At 63.6% G+C, this 20,544-nt stretch carries 20 protein-coding genes; 17 read left to right on the top strand and 3 right to left on the bottom strand.

The genetic code is table 11. The annotated features are described in order from the left end of the window. Positions 1-130: 130 nt before the first annotated feature. A complete protein-coding gene (locus GCT13_RS09300) occupies positions 131-3,370 on the bottom strand; it encodes an Rne/Rng family ribonuclease (RefSeq protein ID WP_152757177.1) in 3,240 nt (1,079 codons plus the stop codon). A 772-nt stretch (positions 3,371-4,142) separates the two neighbouring features. On the opposite strand from GCT13_RS09300, the gene GCT13_RS09295 reads away from it, so the two are divergent. The 4 genes from GCT13_RS09295 to GCT13_RS09280 are packed head-to-tail and all read left to right on the top strand — an operon-like array spanning position 4,143 to position 7,316. Further along, a complete protein-coding gene (locus GCT13_RS09295) occupies positions 4,143-5,216 on the top strand; it encodes an RluA family pseudouridine synthase (RefSeq protein ID WP_152757175.1) in 1,074 nt (357 codons plus the stop codon). Continuing rightward, a complete protein-coding gene (locus GCT13_RS09290; protein WP_152757173.1) occupies positions 5,209-5,868 on the top strand; it encodes an HAD-IA family hydrolase in 660 nt (219 codons plus the stop codon). The genes GCT13_RS09295 and GCT13_RS09290 overlap by 8 nt, the downstream gene beginning before the upstream one ends. After that, positions 5,865-6,257, top strand: a complete 393-nt coding sequence (locus tag GCT13_RS09285) for a Rieske (2Fe-2S) protein (RefSeq protein ID WP_152757171.1) — start codon at positions 5,865-5,867, stop codon at positions 6,255-6,257. Before GCT13_RS09290 ends, GCT13_RS09285 begins: the two co-directional genes overlap by 4 nt. A 45-nt stretch (positions 6,258-6,302) precedes the next feature. After that, positions 6,303-7,316 (top strand): S49 family peptidase, encoded by a 1,014-nt coding sequence (locus GCT13_RS09280; protein ID WP_152757169.1) that lies wholly within the window; start codon positions 6,303-6,305, stop codon positions 7,314-7,316. Positions 7,317-7,364: 48 nt separating this feature from the next. Here the strand turns inward: GCT13_RS09280 and GCT13_RS09275 are convergent, their stop codons facing one another. Further along, positions 7,365-8,084: an SAM-dependent methyltransferase gene (locus GCT13_RS09275; RefSeq protein WP_152757167.1), complete on the bottom strand. Its 720-nt coding sequence runs from the start codon at positions 8,082-8,084 to the stop codon at positions 7,365-7,367. After that, on the bottom strand, positions 8,081-8,698 hold the full coding sequence (locus tag GCT13_RS09270) for a Maf-like protein (protein WP_152757165.1): 618 nt from the start codon (positions 8,696-8,698) through the stop codon (positions 8,081-8,083). Before GCT13_RS09270 ends, GCT13_RS09275 begins: the two co-directional genes overlap by 4 nt. A 234-nt stretch (positions 8,699-8,932) precedes the next feature. On the opposite strand from GCT13_RS09270, the gene GCT13_RS09265 reads away from it, so the two are divergent. The 13 genes from GCT13_RS09265 (at position 8,933) to GCT13_RS09200 (ending at position 20,543) form a co-directional block, all read left to right on the top strand. Then, positions 8,933-9,595 (top strand): DUF177 domain-containing protein, encoded by a 663-nt coding sequence (locus GCT13_RS09265; RefSeq protein WP_152757163.1) that lies wholly within the window; start codon positions 8,933-8,935, stop codon positions 9,593-9,595. 114 nt (positions 9,596-9,709) lie between these two features. Further along, a complete protein-coding gene (gene rpmF / locus GCT13_RS09260) occupies positions 9,710-9,889 on the top strand; it encodes a 50S ribosomal protein L32 (protein ID WP_007741736.1) in 180 nt (59 codons plus the stop codon). A gap of 160 nt (positions 9,890-10,049) precedes the next feature. Continuing rightward, entirely contained in the window at positions 10,050-11,180 is a 1,131-nt protein-coding gene (gene plsX, locus GCT13_RS09250; protein WP_152757159.1) for a phosphate acyltransferase PlsX, read from the top strand. Continuing rightward, the gene (locus GCT13_RS09245; RefSeq protein WP_152757157.1) at positions 11,180-12,169 is read left to right on the top strand and encodes a beta-ketoacyl-ACP synthase III; all 990 of its coding nucleotides are present in this window, start codon (positions 11,180-11,182) and stop codon (positions 12,167-12,169) included. Before plsX ends, GCT13_RS09245 begins: the two co-directional genes overlap by 1 nt. Positions 12,170-12,262: 93 nt before the next feature. Continuing rightward, positions 12,263-13,195: an ACP S-malonyltransferase gene (gene fabD / locus GCT13_RS09240; protein WP_152757155.1), complete on the top strand. Its 933-nt coding sequence runs from the start codon at positions 12,263-12,265 to the stop codon at positions 13,193-13,195. A gap of 67 nt (positions 13,196-13,262) precedes the next feature. Further along, positions 13,263-14,012 (top strand): 3-oxoacyl-ACP reductase FabG, encoded by a 750-nt coding sequence (gene fabG, locus GCT13_RS09235; protein ID WP_152757153.1) that lies wholly within the window; start codon positions 13,263-13,265, stop codon positions 14,010-14,012. 148 nt (positions 14,013-14,160) lie between these two features. Further along, positions 14,161-14,400: an acyl carrier protein gene (gene acpP / locus GCT13_RS09230; protein WP_004197638.1), complete on the top strand. Its 240-nt coding sequence runs from the start codon at positions 14,161-14,163 to the stop codon at positions 14,398-14,400. 351 nt (positions 14,401-14,751) lie between these two features. Continuing rightward, a complete protein-coding gene (fabF, locus tag GCT13_RS09225) occupies positions 14,752-15,990 on the top strand; it encodes a beta-ketoacyl-ACP synthase II (protein WP_321574263.1) in 1,239 nt (412 codons plus the stop codon). Between the two features lie 4 nt (positions 15,991-15,994). Further along, positions 15,995-16,495 (top strand): protein YgfX, encoded by a 501-nt coding sequence (locus GCT13_RS09220; protein ID WP_227746766.1) that lies wholly within the window; start codon positions 15,995-15,997, stop codon positions 16,493-16,495. A 131-nt stretch (positions 16,496-16,626) separates the two neighbouring features. After that, the gene (rpoE, locus tag GCT13_RS09215) at positions 16,627-17,226 is read left to right on the top strand and encodes an RNA polymerase sigma factor RpoE (RefSeq protein ID WP_012400242.1); all 600 of its coding nucleotides are present in this window, start codon (positions 16,627-16,629) and stop codon (positions 17,224-17,226) included. Between the two features lie 99 nt (positions 17,227-17,325). Beyond that, positions 17,326-17,970 (top strand): sigma-E factor negative regulatory protein, encoded by a 645-nt coding sequence (locus GCT13_RS09210; RefSeq protein ID WP_152757151.1) that lies wholly within the window; start codon positions 17,326-17,328, stop codon positions 17,968-17,970. A 4-nt stretch (positions 17,971-17,974) separates the two neighbouring features. Then, entirely contained in the window at positions 17,975-19,015 is a 1,041-nt protein-coding gene (locus tag GCT13_RS09205; protein ID WP_152757149.1) for a MucB/RseB C-terminal domain-containing protein, read from the top strand. 19 nt (positions 19,016-19,034) lie between these two features. After that, positions 19,035-20,543 carry a DegQ family serine endoprotease gene (locus GCT13_RS09200; protein ID WP_152757147.1) on the top strand — a complete coding sequence of 503 codons (1,509 nt, stop codon included), beginning with the start codon at positions 19,035-19,037 and terminating at the stop codon, positions 20,541-20,543. Position 20,544: the final 1 nt, after the last annotated feature.

Genomic DNA, 20,544 nt, shown 5'->3' with positions numbered 1-20,544 from the left:
CTAGCGGAAGGCCTTATCGGTCACAGTAGGGTGAACGCGCGGTAGCGGTACGACGGGCAACAAAAAGCCCGCCTTGGAGGCGGGCTTTTCGGGTGCCTGGCGTTGCCGCGCAGACTGGGTTAGCGACCGCTTACTGCGGATGCTTGACCGTCTCGACCTGCTGCATCGGCGCCGTGTCCACGGGCGGGAGCGGCTTGCGCTCGCGCGGCACGCGCGCCGGCTTGACGGCTTGCGCGGCGGCTTCCTGGGCGGCGCGCAGCTTGTCGGAGTCGGTGTTGACCCAGACGAGGCCGGCGCTTTCCAGCATCGACTTCAGCGCTTCGCCCGACAGGCCAGCCGATGCCGTTCCGTTCGTGCGGGCGCCGTGCGATTCGGCGGCCGTCGTCACAGGTGCGGCTTCTGCCGGCTGCGGCTCCGGTTGGGCCGCATGCGCGACGGGCTCGGCGACCGGCTCGACTTCCGGCTGAGCTGCGACGGGTGCTTCGACGACCGGCGGCGCCGCTTCCGTAGCGGGCGCGACGGGAGCAGCAGGCGTTGCTGCCACCGGCTCGGCGACGGGCTCGGCTGCGACGGGTTCGACCGCGGCAGGCGTGGGCGCCTCTGCGGACGGGGCCGCCGGGGCGGCTTCAACGGGCGCAGGGGTTTCGACAGCGGGCTCGGCAGGGGCCACGGGCGCAGCTTCCTGCGGCTCGACGGCTGCGGGCTCAGCGGGCGTGGCCGCTTGGGGTTCTGCCTGCGGCGCAGCGGGAGTTTCATCGGCGGGCACGACGGCTTCTGCCTTTGCTGCCTTTTCGACGGCGAGCGACGGCGTTTCGGCCGACGCATGCAGTTCGCTGACCACGGCCGCACCCGTCGCGACAGCTGCCACGACGACTTCGACCGGCTTCACGGTTTCTGCAGATTCCTGCCCGGCGGGAGCCGTTGCTTGAGGCTGCACTTCATGACGGCCCGTGTGCTCCGGCGTGCGAACAGGCGCTTCCGCCGACGCGGCTGCCGCCGCTTCGCCTTCCGCTTCGGCCACGTCCGCTGCCGTATTCACGTTCACGCCTTCCTCGTCGCGCTCGCGACGGCCACCGCGGCGACCGCGGCGGCGGCGACGACGCTCTTCGCCGTCACGCGCTTCTTCGGCGGCGGCAGCGCCGCCCGTCAGGCTCGCTTGTGCCTGTGCGGCGACGTCGGCCTGGGCTTCGTTCTGGTTCAGCGCTTCAGCGGCTTCCTGCTGCGGCTTGCGGCGTTCTCCGCGTTCCGGGCGCTCGCCACGTTCGCGGCGCTCACCGCGCTCCTGACGCTCACCACGCGCCGCGTTTTCGGCGGCTTCCGTGCGTTCCGCGCGCTCCTGACCGCGTTCGACGCGTTCCGGACGCGTCTCGCGTGCTTCACGGCCTTCCCGCTGCTCGCGGCCGCCACGCGGTTCACGTGCTTCGCGCGGTTCGCGTTCCTCGCGACGCTGCGACGGCTGACCCTGACGGCCTTGCGTTGCCGCGCCTTCGCCACGTGCCGAGTCGCGGCCGCCTGCGCCGCCGCGACGGTTGCGGTTGCGGTCGCCGCCGCGCTCGCCCGTGCGCTCGGTGCGTTCGGCGCGCGCCGGCTTCGCCGTCTTCTCGACGGGCGCTGGAGCCGGTGCGGGCGCGGCCGGCTGCATGCCGAACAGACCCTTCAGCCAGCCGACGAAGCCGCCCGTCGCGGGCTTCATCTCGGCCGAGGCAGGGGCTGCAGGTGCCGGCGTGCGGACCGGGGCGCTCGGCGCCGGCTTCTCCGGCGTGATGCCCTTCACAGCCGCTTCCTGCTTCGGTTTCACGTCCTCGGCGCGCTTGCTGTAGCCCGTTTCCGATTCCAGTTCGCGCGCGGCTTCTTCGGCCATCTTCCACGAGGCGCGCGGATCGTCGAGGCGCGCATCGTCGTGACGCAGACGCTCGAGCTTGTAATGCGGCGTGTCGAGGTGCTTGTTCGGCACCAGCACGACGTTGACCTTGAAGCGCGACTCGATCTTGTTGATTTCCGAGCGCTTTTCGTTGAGCAGGAAGGCAGTGACTTCGACGGGCACCTGGCAGTGGATCGCCGCGGTGTTTTCCTTCATCGCTTCTTCCTGAATGATCCGCAGGACTTGCAGCGCGGACGATTCGGTGTCGCGGATGTGGCCCGTGCCGTTGCAGCGTGGGCACGTCACGTGGCTGCCTTCCGACAGCGCCGGGCGCAGACGCTGGCGCGACAGTTCCATCAGGCCGAAGCGCGAGATCTTGCCCATCTGGACGCGCGCGCGGTCGTGCTTGAGCGCGTCCTTCAGACGCTGCTCCACTTCGCGCTGGCTCTTCGCCGACTCCATGTCGATGAAGTCGATCACGATCAGGCCGCCCAGGTCGCGCAGACGCAGCTGGCGAGCGACTTCGTCGGCGGCTTCGAGGTTCGTGCGCGTGGCCGTTTCCTCGATGTCGGCGCCCTTGGTGGCGCGCGCCGAGTTCACGTCGATCGCGACGAGCGCTTCCGTGTGGTCGATCACGATTGCGCCGCCCGACGGGAGCGGCACCGTGCGCGAGTACGCCGTCTCGATCTGGTGCTCGATCTGGAAGCGCGAGAAAAGCGGCACGTCGTCGTGGTACCGCTTCACCTTGTTGACATTGTCCGGCATCACGATATCCATGAAGGCGCGCGCCTGGTCGTGGATTTCCGTGGTGTCGATGAGAATTTCGCCGATATCCGGCTGGAAGTAGTCGCGAATCGCGCGGATGACGAGGCTCGATTCGAGATAGATCAGCATCGGCTGACCTTGCGTGCCGCTTTGCGACGCGGCTTCGATCGCGCGCCACAGTTGCATCAGGTAGTTGAGGTCCCACTGCAGCTCTTCCGCGCTGCGGCCGATGCCCGCCGTGCGCGCGATGATGCTCATGCCTTCCGGCAGTTGCAGCTGGGCCATCGTTTCGCGCAGTTCCTGGCGGTCGTCGCCTTCGATCCGGCGAGATACACCGCCGCCGCGCGGATTGTTCGGCATCAGCACGAGGTAGCGGCCGGCGAGCGAGATGAACGTGGTGAGGGCAGCGCCCTTGTTGCCGCGTTCTTCCTTCTCAACCTGGACGATCAGCTCCTGGCCTTCCTTGAGGGCGTCCTGAATGCGCGCCGAGCGCATGTCGATGCCTTCGCGGAAATACTGGCGGGCGACTTCCTTGAACGGGAGAAAACCGTGGCGGTCTTCACCGTAGTTGACGAAGCAGGCTTCGAGCGACGGCTCGATGCGCGTTACGATCCCCTTGTAGATATTGCCTTTGCGCTGTTCGCGCCCGGCAGTTTCGATGTCGATGTCGATGAGTTTTTGCCCATCGACGATGGCGACGCGCAGTTCTTCCTGCTGCGTCGCATTGAACAACATGCGTTTCATTGAACGGCTCCAGAGCGGCTCTGCCTGTCCGAGCCAACGGCGCGCGGGATCGAATCCGGCCAGCCGGCGGCAAGGGCAGCGGCATGCCGCGCCTTATTGTGTTTTCACAAGCACGCTGGAGCGGGAAAGATGGCGGGAGAATTGCCTTGAATGGGCGCCGTCCGACGGAAACTGGACGCGCAGCCGCAGGGCACATGCGAACACGGCTTCAAATAATGGCCCGACACGCCGCGGGTCCTGGCAGCCGACTTGCATACGCCTTTGTCCACGTGCGCCGGCGCGCCAGCTGGGCGCGCGTCCGGACAACAGGTTCAAAGGCCGCAGTCTTGCCGCAGCGGGGAAGCTCGCTCACAACGCGCGCTGCGCCCGCTCGGGGTGTCTCGCATCATTTTGACGTCGCCATGTCCCGCACTTTCTGCGGGACGCCTCGGGCGCACGCCGTATTTTCGCCACCGGCCGCTTCGCGCCAAGGGGACATCAGAGACATCAAAGCCGTCCGCTGCCGAAGCTCGCCAGTCAAATTCTTTTTGACCAAAATTCCGTTACCGACGGAGCCGACAGTGACCGAACGTGCCTGTGGGCGCCGTCCCTGCCGTGTCGTGATCCGTGCGTGCAACTTGTTGCATCTCATTTTCAGGGCGAGCAACCAGCCCCCGGCACAAGTAAAATAGCGCTTTATAGCTTGCACCTGCACAATCCACCCGCGATTCGGTTTAATGCGCCGATCTTATATAGTCGGCCGCCGCAGACTGCTGGCCAAATTATATTCAGAATGAAAGAGTTAGGCAAAACATCCCAGAAATCGGTCGCGAGCGCGGTCGCAAGCGATCAGGTGTCGATGATCGAAATCGACGACAGCGCGGCCGGCCAGCGTATCGACAACTTCTTGTTGCGCGTCTGTAAAGGCGTGCCGAAGAGTCATATTTATCGGATTCTGCGCAGCGGCGAAGTGCGCGTGAACAAGGGCCGGGTCGACGCGCAATACCGGCTCGCTCATGGCGATCTGGTGCGCGTGCCGCCCGTGCGAGTTGCGCGGGCCGACGAGCCGGCCGTGAACGCCCCTGTGCCGTCCGCGCATTTCGACATCGTCTATGAGGACGAACATCTGCTCGTCATCGACAAGCCGGCTGGCGTCGCGGTGCACGGCGGCAGCGGCGTCGCGTTCGGTGTGATCGAGCAGTTGCGTGCCGCGCGCCCGCAGGCGAAGTTTCTCGAACTGGTGCATCGGCTGGATCGCGAGACGTCGGGCGTGCTGATGCTGGCGAAAAAACGCACGGCGCTCGTCGATCTGCACGAGCAGATCCGCGAAAACCGGATGGACAAGCGCTACTACGCGTGCGTGCACGGCGAATGGGCGAGCGACTGGGGCCGTCGGCGCGCGGTGAAGGAGCCGCTTCACAAGTATCTGCTGCCGGATGGCGAGCGGCGAGTGCGCGTGCAACCGGACGGCTTGCCATCGCACACTATTTTCAACCTCGTCGACCGTTGGCCCGGCTACGCGTTGCTGGAGGCAGAGCTGAAAACGGGGCGGACTCATCAGATTCGCGTCCATCTGGCGCATCTCGGGCTGCCGATCGTCGGTGACGCAAAATACGGCGATTTCGCGCTGAACAAGGCGCTCGCGCGCGCCAACGCACAACCTGGACTGAAGCGCATGTTCCTGCACGCGTACCGGCTGAAGCTGACGCACCCGGCCTCCGGCGAGACGCTGCAGTTCGAGGCGCCTTTGCCCGCCGACTGCCGGCGCTTCGTCGAGCAGCTTGCTCAAATGGGCGCGCAACAGGGCAAAGCGCAGGACGACGCGCACGGCAGACAATCACCAAACGAGACGGGAACGCATGGCTAGGCAGCAATTTGATCTGATCGTCTTCGATTGGGACGGCACGTTGATGGATTCGACCGTCCACATCACCCGCAGCATCCAGGCCGCGTGCCGCGACCTCGGCCTGCCCGTGCCCGCCGACGAAGCCGCGAGCTTCGTGATCGGGCTCGGCTTGCGCGACGCGCTGCAGATTGCCGCGCCGACGCTCGATCCGTCCGACTATCCGCGCCTCGCCGAGCGCTACCGCTTCCACTATCTGGTGAAGGATCAGACGACGGAGCTGTTCGCGGGCGTGCGCGAAATGCTGGCCGATCTGCGCGATCAAGGCTATCTGCTCGCGATCGCGACGGGCAAAAGCCGCGTCGGGCTGAATCGGGCGCTGGACCAGATGCGGCTCACGAGCCTTTTCGACGGCACGCGCTGCGCTGACGAGACATTCTCGAAGCCGCACCCCGCCATGCTGCACGAACTGACGCGCGAACTGGGGCAGGATCCCGTGCGCACGGTGATGATCGGCGATACCACGCACGATCTGCAGATGGCCATCAATGCGGGCGTTTCGGGAATAGGCGTCACATATGGTGCGCATCCCGCCGATTCGCTGGCGGCGCTCGAGCCGAAATACGTCGCGGACAGCGTCGCTTCGCTGTCGGGCTGGCTGCGGGAGCACGCATGACGGACGCTGTGCTGGAGCCTGTGCGTATTTGCGCGTCCGAGGAACTCGTAGACGGCGGCATGGGCATCCGCCGCAACGCGACCTACGCGGGCGGCGATGCCGTCGTCTTCTTCGTCCGCTATGACGGCGTCGCGTATGGCTATCTGAACCGCTGCGCGCACGTGCCGATGGAGATGGACTGGAGCGAGGGGCAGTTCTTCGAATCGTCCGGTTTATACTTGATGTGCGCTACGCATGGCGCGATTTACGCGCCGGATACGGGTAAATGCGTCGGTGGTCCGTGTCGGGGCGGCAGGCTTCGCCCGGTGCAGGTCGACGAACGCGACACGCCCGAAGGCCGCGCGGTGTTCTGGCTCCCGGACCACGATCTGCTTCCTGCATCTGCCTGATTTCTCGGCTTCATTTCCAAACCCCGTTCCATCTGGCGGCGACGCATGTCCGACAATCTCACTCCCGATCCCCAGGAACCGGCTGCAGCAGGCCGTGAATCCCGTCGCGGCGCGGCCGCCGACGAACTGAACTGGGAGCGCGGCGCGCTAGAGCGGGTGGCGCTTGCCGCAATCAAGGAGCAGCGCGCCGCCCGTCGCTGGCGCATCTTCTTCAGGTTCATGTTCCTCGGTGTGCTGGTCCTCATCGGATTGGCAATCTTCGATTTCAGCGGCGAGAAGGTCGCGACCACGGGACGGCATACGGCGCTCATCGCACTCGACGGCGAGATCTCCGCAGATACGAACGCGAACGCAGAAGATATCGATACGGCGCTGGAAAGCGCATTCGATGACGCCGGCACTGCGGGCGTGGTCCTGCGTTGCAACAGCCCGGGCGGCAGCCCCGTGCAAGCGGGCATCATCTACCGCGATATTCGTCGATTGCGCGCCAAATATCCGTCTATTCCGCTGTATGTCGTCGTCGGCGACATGTGCGCGTCGGGCGGTTACTACGCTGCGGCGGCCGCCGACAAGATCTACGTCGACAGGGCGAGCATCGTTGGCTCGATTGGCGTGCTGATGGACGGCTTTGGCTTTACGGGCCTGATGGACAAGCTGGGCATCCAGCGCAGGATGCGCACATCCGGCGAGAACAAGGGCTTTTTCGATCCGTTCTCGCCAGACACGCCGAAGATGGACGAACATGCGCAGGCGATGCTCGATCAGATCCACGCGCAGTTCATCGACGCAGTTAAGCAGGGCCGCGGCAACCGGCTGAAAGACGCGCCCGATATTTTCTCGGGTCTGTTCTGGACGGGCGAGAAGAGCGTCGAGCTGGGGCTCGCGGACGGCTTCGGCGACACCGATTTCGTCGCCCGGGAAATCATCAAGGCGCCGGACGTCGTGGATTACACGGTGAAGGAAAGCATCACGGATCGCGTAGCGCGCAAGTTTGGCGCGGCGGTCGGCAGCGGCGCCGTGCACGCGATGGCGACGATAGGAAAGCTGAACCTTCGATAACGCGCCGGCAGTGCGGTGGCCGGGAATTTGGCCACCATCCTCCCAAAGTCAGGTCGCCAGAATCAGAAAGATCGCCGGGCGCTTATGCAGATCGGGCGCGGGCTTCTTCTTCCAGTCCATGACCGTCCGGCTCACGATCGTTTCGCTTTCCAGTGTCAGGTCGACGGCGACGCAGACCAGCGTCGACGGCGCGCAGGTCGCGATCAGCGCATCGAGTAGCGCGCGGTTTCGATAGGGTGTTTCGATAAAAATCTGCGTCTGCCTGGCTTTGCGCGACTGCTGCTCCAGGTCTCGCAGGCGTTTTACGCGCTCGTTGGCGTCGACGGGCAAGTAGCCGTGAAACGCAAAGCTCTGGCCGTTCAGTCCCGACGCCATCAGCGCAAGCAGGATGGAACTCGGCCCCACGAACGGCACGACCTTGACGCCGCGCTCGTGCGCGCGCCTCACGAGCAGCGCGCCCGGATCCGCGACGGCCGGGCAACCCGCTTCCGACACTAGTCCGGCGTCCGTTCCCGCCAGGACGGGCGCGAGCAGTTTGTCGATCTCGCCGGCCGGCGTGTTCACATTCAGTTCGCGGATCTCGATTTCCTGGATTGGCCGCTCCGTCCCGACTTTTTTCAGGAATGCGCGCGTCGTTTTCGCGTTTTCGCCTATGTAATAGTGCAGCGCTGCAGCCCGTGCGCGAACCGGCGCGGGCAGGACGGCGTCGAGCGCGGCGGCGTCACCGTCGCCGAGTGTGTTCGGAATCAGATAGAGCACACCGCTCATTGCGCCTCCAGTAGCGGATAGTCCGCGGCGAGCAGCATCCGCGTGAGCGCGATCAGCGGCAGGCCGATCAGCGCGGTCGGATCGTCGGATTCGATGGCTGCGAGGAGCGCAATGCCAAGACCTTCGGCTTTCGCGCTGCCGGCGCAATCGTAGGGCGTTTCGGCGCGCAAATATGCGTCGAGCGCGGCATCCGGCAGGTCGCGAAACCGTACGCGGGTGATCACGTCGGCAGCTTGCGCGGTGGCCGACCGGCTGTCGAACAGACAGAGTGCGCTATGAAACAGCACTTCGCGGCCGCGCATGGCTTGCAGTTGCGCCAGCGCTTTCTCGTGCGTGCCGGGTTTGCCGATCTGGTGCCCGTCATAGGTCGCGACCTGGTCGGAGCCGATGACGAGCGCCGGATCGCCGGCGGCGAGTCCATTGGCGACCGCGTGCGCCTTGGCTTGCGCGAGACGCAGCGCCGTCGCTTCCGGCGATTCGCCTGCATGCGGCGTTTCGTCGATGGCGGGCACAATGACATCGAACGGAATGCGCAAGCGTTCGAGCAGCTCGCGGCGATACGGCGAACTCGACGCCAGAATCAGGCGGGGTGGGCGTTTGGGGAAATCCGGCATGCTGAAATGGAACCTCGATCTGAAGGCAAAACCGAATGCAAAAAGGCGGGCGCGAACGCCTTCGCATGGTCGGTCTTAAGTGTTTGACTCGAAAAGACAAAACGGATATGATTTTGGGCTTTTCATCGGTATGCTTTGCCGTATGGCGCGCTACGCGGACGCAAACGTCGGTGGCGGCAGAAACAAGGCATGGCGATTTAACCGGCTAAAACCCTTGCCGACGCAGGAGCGCACATGACTCAACATCCTGGCAAACCTGCTGGTCTCGTCGACCCGCGCGAATTCGACCTGTTCGAATTTGCCCGAAGTGGACGTCAGGCCGCGGGTACCGTGCGCGTCTCGCAACTGCCGCGCATGTTAAACGAAGTCCCGGAGGAAGCGCCAGATCGCGACGCCGCGTTCACCTGGCAAGCCGAAGGGGCGATGCAGCCGGAATTGCAGGACGATGGCACCGAGGGTCCGCAGCCGTATCTGAGGCTCGCGATTCACGGCGCCGCATGGCTCGAATGTCAGCGTTGCCTGTCTCCGTATGAGCAGGCGTTCAACGTCGATGCGACTTACCGGATCGTCAAGGCCGAAGAGGAAGCTGAAGAGTTTCCTCTGGACGAGGATGAAGTCGATGTGATCGTTGGGTCACGCCAGTTCGATCTTGTCGACTTGATCGAAGAGGAATTGCTGCTTTCGTTGCCGCTCGTGCCGAAGCACGACGTCTGTCCTGAAGTGCACGAGAGCCTCGCGTCGGGCGCTAGCGGGCAGGAAGGCGAAGACGCCGCGAAGGTGGAAGGCGAAGATGCCGCCAGAGGCGAAGTCGGCGAGGGTGAAGAACCGAAGCGGCCAAATCCTTTCGCGGTGCTCGAGGGCCTGAAATCGGGCGGGTCCGGCGGCAAGAAGCACTGAACAGTTGCATGGGAGCGCGATAGGGCGCGCCAGGCGCGATGGTTTCAGCCACGCGGCCTATGGCGGTTGCCGCATCGGGCTGTGTTAGAATTCGGAAAATTTTCAGGAGTTATCATGGCAGTTCAACAAAACAAGAAGTCGCCGTCGAAGCGCGGTATGCATCGCTCGCACGATTTCCTCAACGCAGCACCGCTGGCTGTCGAGCCGAGCACGGGTGAAGTGCATCTGCGTCACCACGTCAGCCCGAACGGCTACTACCGCGGCAAGAAAGTCGTCAAGACGAAGAACGACTAATCGCCCGGCATGCGCTCAGTTGGGCTCAGTTGGGATTTCCCATCCGGGGTTCAACGCGTTGGCGTTTCGCGTGGCGATCGGCTCGCTTGACATTTTCCCGGTTCATCGAAAAGGCGGCATTCAACTGCCGCTTTTTTGTGCCTGAAATTCGTCGCATTCCATGACTGTAAAGCTCACGATAGATTGCATGGGAGGCGACCACGGGCCGTCCGTGACTGTTCCCGCTGCTGTCAACTTCGTTCGCTCGCATCCCGATGCGCATCTGATGCTCGTCGGCATCGAAAGCGCGATTCGAGCGCAGCTGAAAAAGCTGAAGGCGGCGGACGATCCGGCACTCACGGTCGTACCTGCATCCGAGATCGTCGCAATGGACGATCCGGTTGAAGTCGCGCTTCGTAAGAAGAAAGACTCGTCGATGCGCGTTGCACTCAATCGCGTCAAGGAAGACGAGGCGCAGGCCTGTATCTCCGCCGGCAACACCGGCGCGCTGATGGCCGTTTCCCGTTATGTTCTTAAAACGCTCCCGGGCATCGAACGTCCGGCGATCGCGTTCGCGCTGCCCAATCCCACCGGCTACACGACCATGCTCGACCTCGGCGCGAACGTCGACTGCGAGCCGCAGCATCTGCTGCAGTTCGCCGAGATGGGACACGCGCTGGTGTCGGCCGTCGAAGGCAAGGAGCGCCCGAGCATCGGGCTCCTGAATATCGGCGAAGAGGTCATCAAGGGCAACGACACCATCAAGCGCGCAGGCGAGCTTCTGCGCACCAGCACGCTGAACTTCCGCGGCAACGTGGAAGGCAACGATATCTACAAAGGCACCGTCGACGTGATCGTCTGCGATGGCTTCGTCGGTAACGTTGCGCTGAAGACGTCAGAAGGTCTTGCGCAGATGCTCTCTGACATCATCAAGGAAGAATTCGGCCGTTCATGGATGACCAAGGTGATGGCATTGCTCGCGCTGCCCGTGCTGCTGCGTTTCAAGAAGCGTGTCGATCATCGGCAATACAACGGCGCGGCGCTCCTCGGCCTGCGCGGGCTCGTGATCAAGAGTCACGGTTCGGCCGACGCCTACGCGTTTGAGTGGGCAATCAAACGCGGGTATGATGCCGTCAAAAATGGCGTTCTGGAACGTCTTGCCCGCGCGATGGAGGAGAACGCGGGTTCACTTGAACAGGCGACGCGCGAAGCGGGCGGCGCGGGTTCCGCAAGCCAGATGGCGAGCCCGATCGCGGGTCCGATTTCTGGCCAGCCGGCCGAGCCCTACAGCGCACTATCCCCGAAGGCATAATGGCTCAATCCACTATCTACTCCCGCGTGCTGGGCACGGGCAGCTATCTGCCGCCGAACCGCGTTTCCAATCAGGAACTGGCTGATCGTCTCGCGAAGCAGGGCATCGAGACGAGCGACGAATGGATCGTGGCCCGCACGGGCATCCATGCGCGCCACTTCGCCGATCCCGATGTCACGACGAGCGAACTCTCGCTGATCGCATCGCAACGCGCGATCGAAGCCGCCGACGTCGATCCGCAATCGATCGATCTCATCATCGTCGCCACGTCGACGCCGGACTTCGTGTTCCCGAGCACCGCCTGTCTGCTGCAGAAGAAGCTGGGCATCAAGAACAACGGCGCCGCGTTCGATGTGCAGGCCGTGTGCTCAGGTTTTGCCTATGCCGTTGCGACGGCTGACAGCTTCATTCGAAGCGGGCAACATCGTACTGCGCTGGTGGTCGGTGCTGAAACGTTCTCGCGCATCCTCGATTTCAACGACCGCACCACGTGCGTGCTGTTCGGCGATGGCGCGGGTGCTGTCGTGTTGCAGGCATCGGACGAGCCGGGCGTGCTGGCAAGCGCTCTGCATGCGGACGGCAGCCACTCGGACATTCTCTGCACGCCGGGCAATGTGCATGGCGGCATCGTGCAAGGCAGCGCGTTCCTGCATATGGACGGCCAGGCGGTGTTCAAGCTTGCCGTCAACGTGCTCGAAAAGGTCGCTATCGAAGCGCTGCAGAAGGCCGATCTCAAGCCCGAGCAGATCGACTGGCTGATTCCGCACCAGGCCAATATCCGTATCATGCAGAGCACGTGCCGCAAGCTCGGCCTGCCGCAGGAGCGGATGATCGTCACCGTGCACGAACATGGCAATACGTCGGCGGCGTCGATTCCACTCGCGCTCGACGTCGCGGTTCGCGACGGACGCATCCAGCGCGGCCACAACGTGCTGATCGAAGGCGTGGGCGGCGGCTTTACGTGGGGCGCGTCGGTCATCCGCTTCTGACGACGACCGGGCGACCGTGCCTGTGCGCCGCTTAGCGGCTGCGCCGGCCTGCGCGCGCCACGCACAAACTGAATTCATCGAATTGGGGACGATATGAAATTTGCGTTCGTTTTTCCGGGGCAGGGCTCTCAGTCGGTCGGGATGCTCAATGCGTTCGCCGATCACGCAATCGTGCGCGAAACCCTCCAGGAAGCCTCCGACGCGCTCAACCAGGACCTCGGCAAACTGATCGCCGAAGGGCCGGCTGAAGACCTGAACCTGACGACTAACACCCAACCCGTGATGCTGACCGCTGCCTACGCGATCTTTCGCGCGTGGCAGACGGCGGGTGGTCCGGCGCCCGCCATCGTCGCCGGCCATAGCCTCGGCGAATACACGGCGCTCGTCGCAGCCGGCGCGCTGAAATTCCGCGAAGCCGTGCCGCTCGTGCGTTTTCGCGCGCAGGCCATGCAGAACGCGGTGCCCGTCGGTCAGGGCGGCATGGCCGCGATTCTCGGCCTCGATGACGACTCGGTGCGCGAAGTGTGCAAGGAAGCGTCGACGGCGGGCGTCGTCGAAGCGGTCAATTTCAACGCGCCCGCGCAGGTGGTGATCGCAGGCCACAAGGCTGCTGTCGAAAAGGCGTGCGAGGTCGCGAAGGCAAAGGGCGCGAAACGCGCGCTGCCGCTGCCCGTGTCCGCGCCGTTCCATTCGTCGCTGCTCAAGCCCGCTTCGGATCAGCTTCGCGAGTATCTGTCGAGCGTCGACGTGCAGGTGCCGTCGATCCCCGTCGTGAACAACGTCGATGTCGCCGTGGTCAACGAGCCGGCTGGCATCAAGGATGCGCTGGTTCGTCAGGCGGCGGGCGCCGTGCGCTGGGTCGAATGCGTGCAGTCGATGGCGAAGCAGGGCGTCACGCACGTGGTCGAATGCGGTCCGGGCAAGGTGCTGGCGGGCCTGACCAGGCGTATCGACGGCAATCTGGCCGGCGCGTCGATTGTCGATCCGGCAACGCTCGACGAAGTGCTGAAACTCGTCACGGCCTGAACGTCGCCTTGCGAGGCGGCAACGAATCAAATAGCTCTGCATTTGCAGGACACTGCGGAATTCAATGATGGAAAAGACTCTCGATAAACAGATCGCGATCGTGACGGGCGCTTCGCGTGGCATCGGCCGTGCAATCGCCATCGAACTCGCGCGCCAGGGCGCGACGGTGATCGGTACGGCAACGAGCGAAAGCGGCGCGAATGCGATCACGGAAGCGTTCAAGGCCGAAGGTCTGAACGGCCGCGGCGCCGTGCTGAACGTGAACGATGCGGCAGCGGCGGAAGCGCTGATCGAAGGCACTGTGAAGGAATTCGGCGCGCTCAACGTGCTGGTGAACAATGCGGGCATCACGCAAGACCAGCTCGCGATGCGCATGAAGGACGAAGACTGGGACGCCGTGATCGACACGAACCTCAAGTCCGTGTTCCGTCTGTCGCGCGCCGTCTTGCGCCCGATGATGAAAGCGCGTGGCGGCCGGATCATCAACATCACGTCGGTGGTCGGCTCGGCGGGCAATCCCGGTCAGGCGAACTACGCGGCCGCGAAGGCGGGCGTCGCGGGCATGACGCGTGCGCTTGCACGTGAAATTGGCAGCCGCGGCATCACCGTGAACTGCGTCGCGCCGGGCTTCATCGATACCGACATGACGAAGACGCTCCCCGAAGAGCAGCAGACGGCACTGAAGGCGCAGATTCCGCTCGGCCGTCTCGGCAGCCCGGAAGACATCGCACACGCCGTGGCGTTCCTTGCATCGCCGCAGGCCGGTTATATCACCGGCACGACGTTGCACGTGAACGGCGGCATGTATATGTCGTAATCAAATTCGGTTACTATCCGCGCCTTGATGCAATTCAAAGCGCCAATAGGACGGCTTTACAGCAACCTTGTGCGTCGCTTTTCTACAGATGCAAACCTGATAAAATGCGCGCACCTGTATTTATGAACTTTTTTCCCTTGGAGGGGTAATGGACAATATCGAACAGCGCGTCAAGAAGATCGTTGCAGAGCAACTCGGCGTTGCCGAAGCGGAAATCAAGAACGAAGCATCGTTCGTGAACGACCTCGGCGCTGACTCGCTCGACACGGTTGAACTGGTGATGGCTCTCGAAGACGAATTCGGCATGGAAATTCCGGATGAAGAAGCCGAGAAGATCACGACGGTTCAGCAGGCGATCGACTACGCTCGCGCTAACGTCAAGGCCTAAGGTCATTCGCGCCCGCCTGGTTGCCTCGGCTGCTGCGAACGTCGCAGCGCCCGCCGTAGCGGACGCCCTGTCGCGCCGCGGGGCGGCGCAAGCAGGGCAGGCGCCGACATCCATGCGCATGCGCGCTAGCCCGACGGCGCCGTCCAAGGCGCACTGGCCGATGCAGCGACGGTCGGCTCTTTCGTCATTGCGCTTACTGATGCAGTTTCTGGTGCTCGCGCCACTGTATCGGTCAGCGTATTCGTCAGCGCGCAGGTCAGCGTTCGTCAGGTTAACAGCCACAGGACTCACAGGGCGCTTTCCTGTGGCGACCGTGGCTTTTGTTTTGTCATCTATGGAAAAGGGGTTACCGTGAGCCGTCGTCGTGTTGTTGTTACAGGCCTGGGGCTTATTTCGCCTGTTGGCAATAATGTTGCCGACGGCTGGGCCAATCTGGTCGCAGGCAAGTCCGGCATCGCCAACATCACGAAGTTCGACGCGTCGAACTTCTCCACCCGCTTCGCCGGCGAAGTGAAGGGCTTCAATGTCGAGGACTACATTCCCGGCAAGGAAGCGCGCCATATGGATACGTTCATCCATTACGGCGTGGCGGCCGGCATCCAGGCGATGCAGGATAGCGGCCTCGAGATCACCGAAGTCAATTCGGAGCGCGTCGGCGTCGTGGTCGGCTCGGGCATCGGCGGCCTGCCGATGATCGAAGTCACGCAGACGGAACTGCTGAACCGTGGCCCGCGCCGCATTTCGCCGTTCTTCGTGCCCGCGTCGATCATCAACATGATTTCGGGCCATCTGTCGATCAAATACGGCCTGAAGGGCCCGAACCTGGCGATGGTGACGGCTTGCACGACGGGTCTGCACTGCATCGGCGAGGCGTCGCGCCTGATCGAATACGGCGATGCCGACGTGATGATCGCGGGCGGCGCGGAATCGACGGTGTCGCCTCTCGGTATCGGCGGCTTCGCGGCGGCGCGCGCACTGTCGCAGCGTAACGACGATCCGGCGACGGCCAGCCGTCCGTGGGATAAGGACCGCGACGGCTTCGTACTCGGCGAGGGCGCGGGCGTCATGGTGCTCGAGGAATACGAGCATGCGAAGGTGCGTGGCGCGAAGATTTACGCGGAAGTCAGCGGCTACGGCATGAGCGGCGACGCGTACCACATGACCGCACCGCTCGAAGACGGCGACGGCGCGCGCCGCTGCATGATCGCGGCGATGAAGAACGCCGGCGTGAACCCCGATTCGGTGAACTACCTGAACGCGCACGGCACGTCGACGCCACTGGGCGACCTCGCGGAAACCACGGGCATCAAGCGCGCATTCGGCGATCACGCGAAGAGCGTCGTCGTGAACTCGACCAAGTCGATGACGGGTCACCTGCTCGGTGGCGCTGGCGGTCTGGAATCGGTGTTCACAGTGCTGGCCGTGCATCATCAGGTGTCGCCGCCGACCGTCAACATCTTCAACCAGGACCCGGAATGCGATCTCGACTACTGCGCGAACACGGCGCGGGAGATGAAGATCGACGTCGCGCTGAAGAACTCGTTCGGGTTCGGCGGCACGAACGGCACGCTGGTTTTCAAGCGCGCCTGAGCGTTTGACGGCAACATCGTCGTCGCCGGTTCGTCCGGCAAATGCTCCCGCAGCGGACGCTTCTCGTCTCGCACCGAACGGCGGACCCTCGCAGCGTGTCGCGCTGCGGCGGTCCGCCGCGTTGTATCTGGCGACGGCGCTGTTCATCGTCGTCTCCGTTGCCGCCGTCTGGGCGACTGTCGCGCCCCGTTTCGGCGTCGTCCGGGCTGCGATGACGGGTACGGCTGTTTTCGCCATTCTCGCGCTCGCAACCGTCCGTCATGCGCGCAACGAGCCGCGCGCATTTAAAATCGGGCCGGATGGAGTATCGGTCTGGAGCCGGATGGGAACATTGCGCGCTCAGGGCCGGATCGTTGGATGCAGCCAATGGAGCGACTGTCTTCTGATGCTGTCACTGGAAGACGAGGGCGGCAAATTACATCGGCTTCTGATTGCAGCCGACATGCTCGATCCCGACTTTTTTCGCGAGCTTGCCGTGCTCGCGAGGCGCTGCGCGCACGTCTGAGAAGCCCGTCATCGGGGCCCCGCGCCTTGACTGTAAAGACTGTAACCGCTGTTACGCGTGTAACTTGCCATCTTGAAGGGGAAGCTACAATGGTGCCCCGCCACACGCGCAAAAGTTAACGGATTTATCAGGTGAGCGAAAAAGAAATAGATCAGGTGCTGGTTGAACGCGTCCAGAATGGCGACAAGGCCGCGTTCGAGCTTCTGGTCTCGAAGTACCACCGCAAGATCATCCGGCTGATCTCGCGCCTCGTGCGGGATCCCGCCGAGGTCGAGGACGTGGCCCAGGATGCCTTCATCAAGGCATACCGGGCGCTGCCCCAATTCCGCGGCGAGTCCGCGTTCTATACGTGGTTGTACCGGATTGCCGTCAATACGGCCAAGAATTACCTTGCGACCCAGGGCCGGCGCGCGCCCACTTCGACCGAAGCGGACGCTGAAGAGGCTGAAACTTTCTCCGATGCTGACCAACTAAGGGATATCAACACGCCCGAGTCGATGTTGATGAGCAAACAGATCGCAGAGACGGTCAATGCTGCGATGGCGGTTTTACCGGAAGAGTTGCGCACCGCCATAACTCTTCGTGAAATTGAAGGTCTGAGCTACGAGGAAATCGCTGAAATGATGGGGTGCCCGATCGGCACCGTCAGGTCGAGAATTTTCCGCGCTCGCGAAGCCATTGCGGCAAAATTGCGTCCGCTGCTTGACACACCCGAGGGCAAGCGCTGGTAACGGCTGTTGAACACAGCGGCTAGCGGGCCTCGCGGACAGCGGCGCAGTATCTGGGTTAAGTGGTGTCACTACGGGGTGTCTGTAAAGATGGGGAGCATCATGGGGTCTGGTTCGATGCCAATGCAAACAAATGCGCAAGCAAGCTCGCATCGCGAGCGTCTGTCTGCTTTCGTCGACGGGGAAATGATCGACGGCGAGCATCCGAACACAATTCTTGCCGCACTGGACCATGAAGGCCGTGCGACATGGTCGTGCTATCACCTGATCGGCGACGCGCTGCGTTCCGACGATCTGGCTGTCAGTCCGGCCGCAAGCAGCGCGTTCATGAGCGGTTTCGCAGCCCGCTTCGAAAGTGAGGCTCACGTGCTGGCGCCTGCTTCGATCCCGGTCGCGCGCCGCTTGTTATCGTTGCGTCGGCGCGTGATTCCGGCTTTTGCCGTCGCCGCGGCTGCCGCCACGCTCACGTGGATCGTGATGCCGCAATTGCAGGGCATGAACACGGCGGGCTCCGGCGTCACGCAGGTCGCATCGGTCGCGCCGCGTTCGGACTCGATGCAGCGCGTGGCGATGGCCTCGATGCCGGCCGCGACCACGGCGCAGGCAAACGTCCAGGACGGCAACATCATCCGTGACGCCAACCTCGATCAGTATCTGGAAGCGCATCAGCAGTTCGGCCTGCAGCCTGTCGTGTCGGGCTCGATGCCGTTGCTCCGCGCGGCCTCCCTGACGACGCAGGGCCAATAGTCTGATGCAGAGTCTGCGGTTGAAAAAAACGACTATCTTGAGGCGGCTGCCGGCATTCCTGTTCTGTGCAGCCGTGATGTTGTCCGCAACGTCGCGCACCTTTGCGCAAACGGATGATTCCGCTGCCCGGCACAGCGCGGCGGAACTGCTGAACCGGATCCATCAGGCTGCCCAGCAGCAGAACTACGAAGGCGCATTCGTTTATCAGCGCGGCAATTTCGTCCAGTCCTCGCGCATTTCGCACTACACGACGCGCAGCGATGGCGAGTTCGAATCGCTCGAAAGCCTCGACGGCAAGCCTCGCAAGATGCTGCGTCACAACGACGAGCTGTATACGTTCGTGCCCGAGCGTCATCTGTGCGTCGTCGAAAAGCGGCAGAACAAGGATTCGTTCCCGGCGCTCCTGTCGGCAAGTGGCGATCAGGTACTGACCGTCTATGACCCGAAGATGCTGGGCACGGACCGCGTCGCCGGTGTCGACAGCCAGGTGATCGAACTCGATCCGAAGGATGCCAACCGCTTCGCCTACAAGCTGTGGGCCGACACGAAGACAGGCTTGCTGCTGCGCGCGCAGACGCTCGATCCGAGTGGTCAGGTGCTCGAACAGATGTCGTTTTCGCAGATTCGCATCGGCGTTCCCGCCGACAAGGGGCCCATCGCGAGCGGCATCAAGAACACGGCCGGCTGGACCGTCGTGCGGCCGCCCGTCGAGCCCGTCGATATGGAAGCGCAGGGCTGGCAGGTCGCGCCGCCCGTCGCGGGCTTCCACAAGATCCGCGAACTGCGCCGGCCGATGGCAGCGGCCGATCCGTCCAATCCGCCTATTCCCGTCGATCAGATGGTGTTCTCGGATGGCCTCGCGGCGCTGTCGATCTTCGTCGAGCCGGTCGAAAAAAGCACACGCAAGGAAGGGGCGGGAAACAGCGGCGCAACGCACGTGCTGGTCAAGCGGCGCGGCGATTTCTGGATCACATTGCTTGGGGAAGTGCCTCAGGCCACGTTGCAGCAATTTGCGGCTGCCATAGAATACAAGCCTTCCCGGTAATCCTTCGGTTCGCTACGACATGACGACTCTTTCGGTGCGCAAATTCTTCGCGGCCGCAGTGCTGGTGGCTTGTCTGCCGTTCATGCCGCACACGGCGTCGGCGGCACCTGCTGCCAATCTGCCCGATTTCACCGATCTGGTCGACAAGGTCGGGCCTGCCGTCGTCAACATCCGCACGACGGCGAAGGTCACCAGTTCGGCGCGCGGCTTGCCGCCCGGCATGGACGACGGCGACATGTCGGAGTTCTTCCGGCGTTTCTTCGGCATTCCGATGCCGAACTCGCCGCAATCGCCGGGCACGCCGAATTCGCCGAATTCTCCGCGAGGAGGCAACAACGATCAGGACCAGTCGCCGGATGGCGGCGGCGACACCGAGCAGAACAGCGGCGTCGGCTCGGGCTTCATCCTGTCGCAGGATGGCTACGTCATGACGAATGCGCACGTGATCGACGACGCCGACACGATCTACGTGACGCTCACCGACAAGCGCGAATTCAAGGCGAAGCTGATCGGCGTCGATGACCGCACGGACGTAGCCGTCGTGAAGATCAACGCGGCGAATCTGCCGACGGTGCCAATCGGCGATTCGAACAAGGTGCGCGTCGGCGAATGGGTTGTCGCGATCGGCTCGCCGTTCGGCCTCGAAAACACGGTGACGGCGGGCATTGTCAGCGCAAAGGGCCGCGACACGGGTGACTATCTACCGTTCATCCAGACGGACGTGGCCGTGAACCCGGGCAATTCGGGCGGTCCGCTGATCAACATGCAAGGCGAAGTGATCGGCATCAACTCGCAGATCTACAGCCGCACGGGCGGCTTCATGGGCATTTCGTTCGCGATTCCGATCGACGAAGCGATGCGCGTGGCCGATCAGTTGAAGACCTCGGGCAAGGTCGTGCGCGGACGTATTGCCGTCGCGATCGGTGAAGTGACGAAGGACGTAGCCGATTCGCTCGGTCTGCCGAAAGCGCAGGGCGCGCTCGTCAGCAGCGTCGAGCCGGGCGGTCCCGCCGACAAGGCCGGCGTGCAGCCGGGCGACATCATCCTGAAGTTCAACGGCCATAACGTCGACACCGCGACGGACCTGCCGCGCATGGTCGGCGACACCAAGCCGGGCACGAAGGCGACGATCACGGTTTGGCGCAAGGGCCAGACGCGTGAAGTGCCCGTGACGGTCGCCGAAATGCAGCCGGACAAGACCGCGAAGGCCGAGCAAAAGAAGCCGCCCACGCCGAAGCCGCGCGCGTCGAATGCGCTGGGCGTTGCCGTCAGCGACATTCCCGCCGACCAGTTGAAGTCGCTCAAGCTGCGCAACGGCGTGCAGGTTGACGCCGTCGACGGTCCGGCAGCGCGCGTCGGGTTGCAGCGTGGCGATCTCATCCTGCGCATCGGCGACACGGACATCACGAGCGCGAAGCAGTTCGAAGAAGTGACCTCTCATCTCGATTCGTCGAAGATGGTCGCGCTGCTGGTCCGCCGCGGCGACAACACGCAATTCGTGCCGATTCGCCCGCGCGCGGCGAAGTAAT

Source organism: Paraburkholderia franconis, from assembly GCF_009362735.1.
Taxonomy (GTDB): domain Bacteria; phylum Pseudomonadota; class Gammaproteobacteria; order Burkholderiales; family Burkholderiaceae; genus Paraburkholderia; species Paraburkholderia franconis.
The sequence above is the reverse complement of the archived record's forward strand: the minus strand, read 5'-3'. Positions and strand labels throughout refer to the sequence as shown.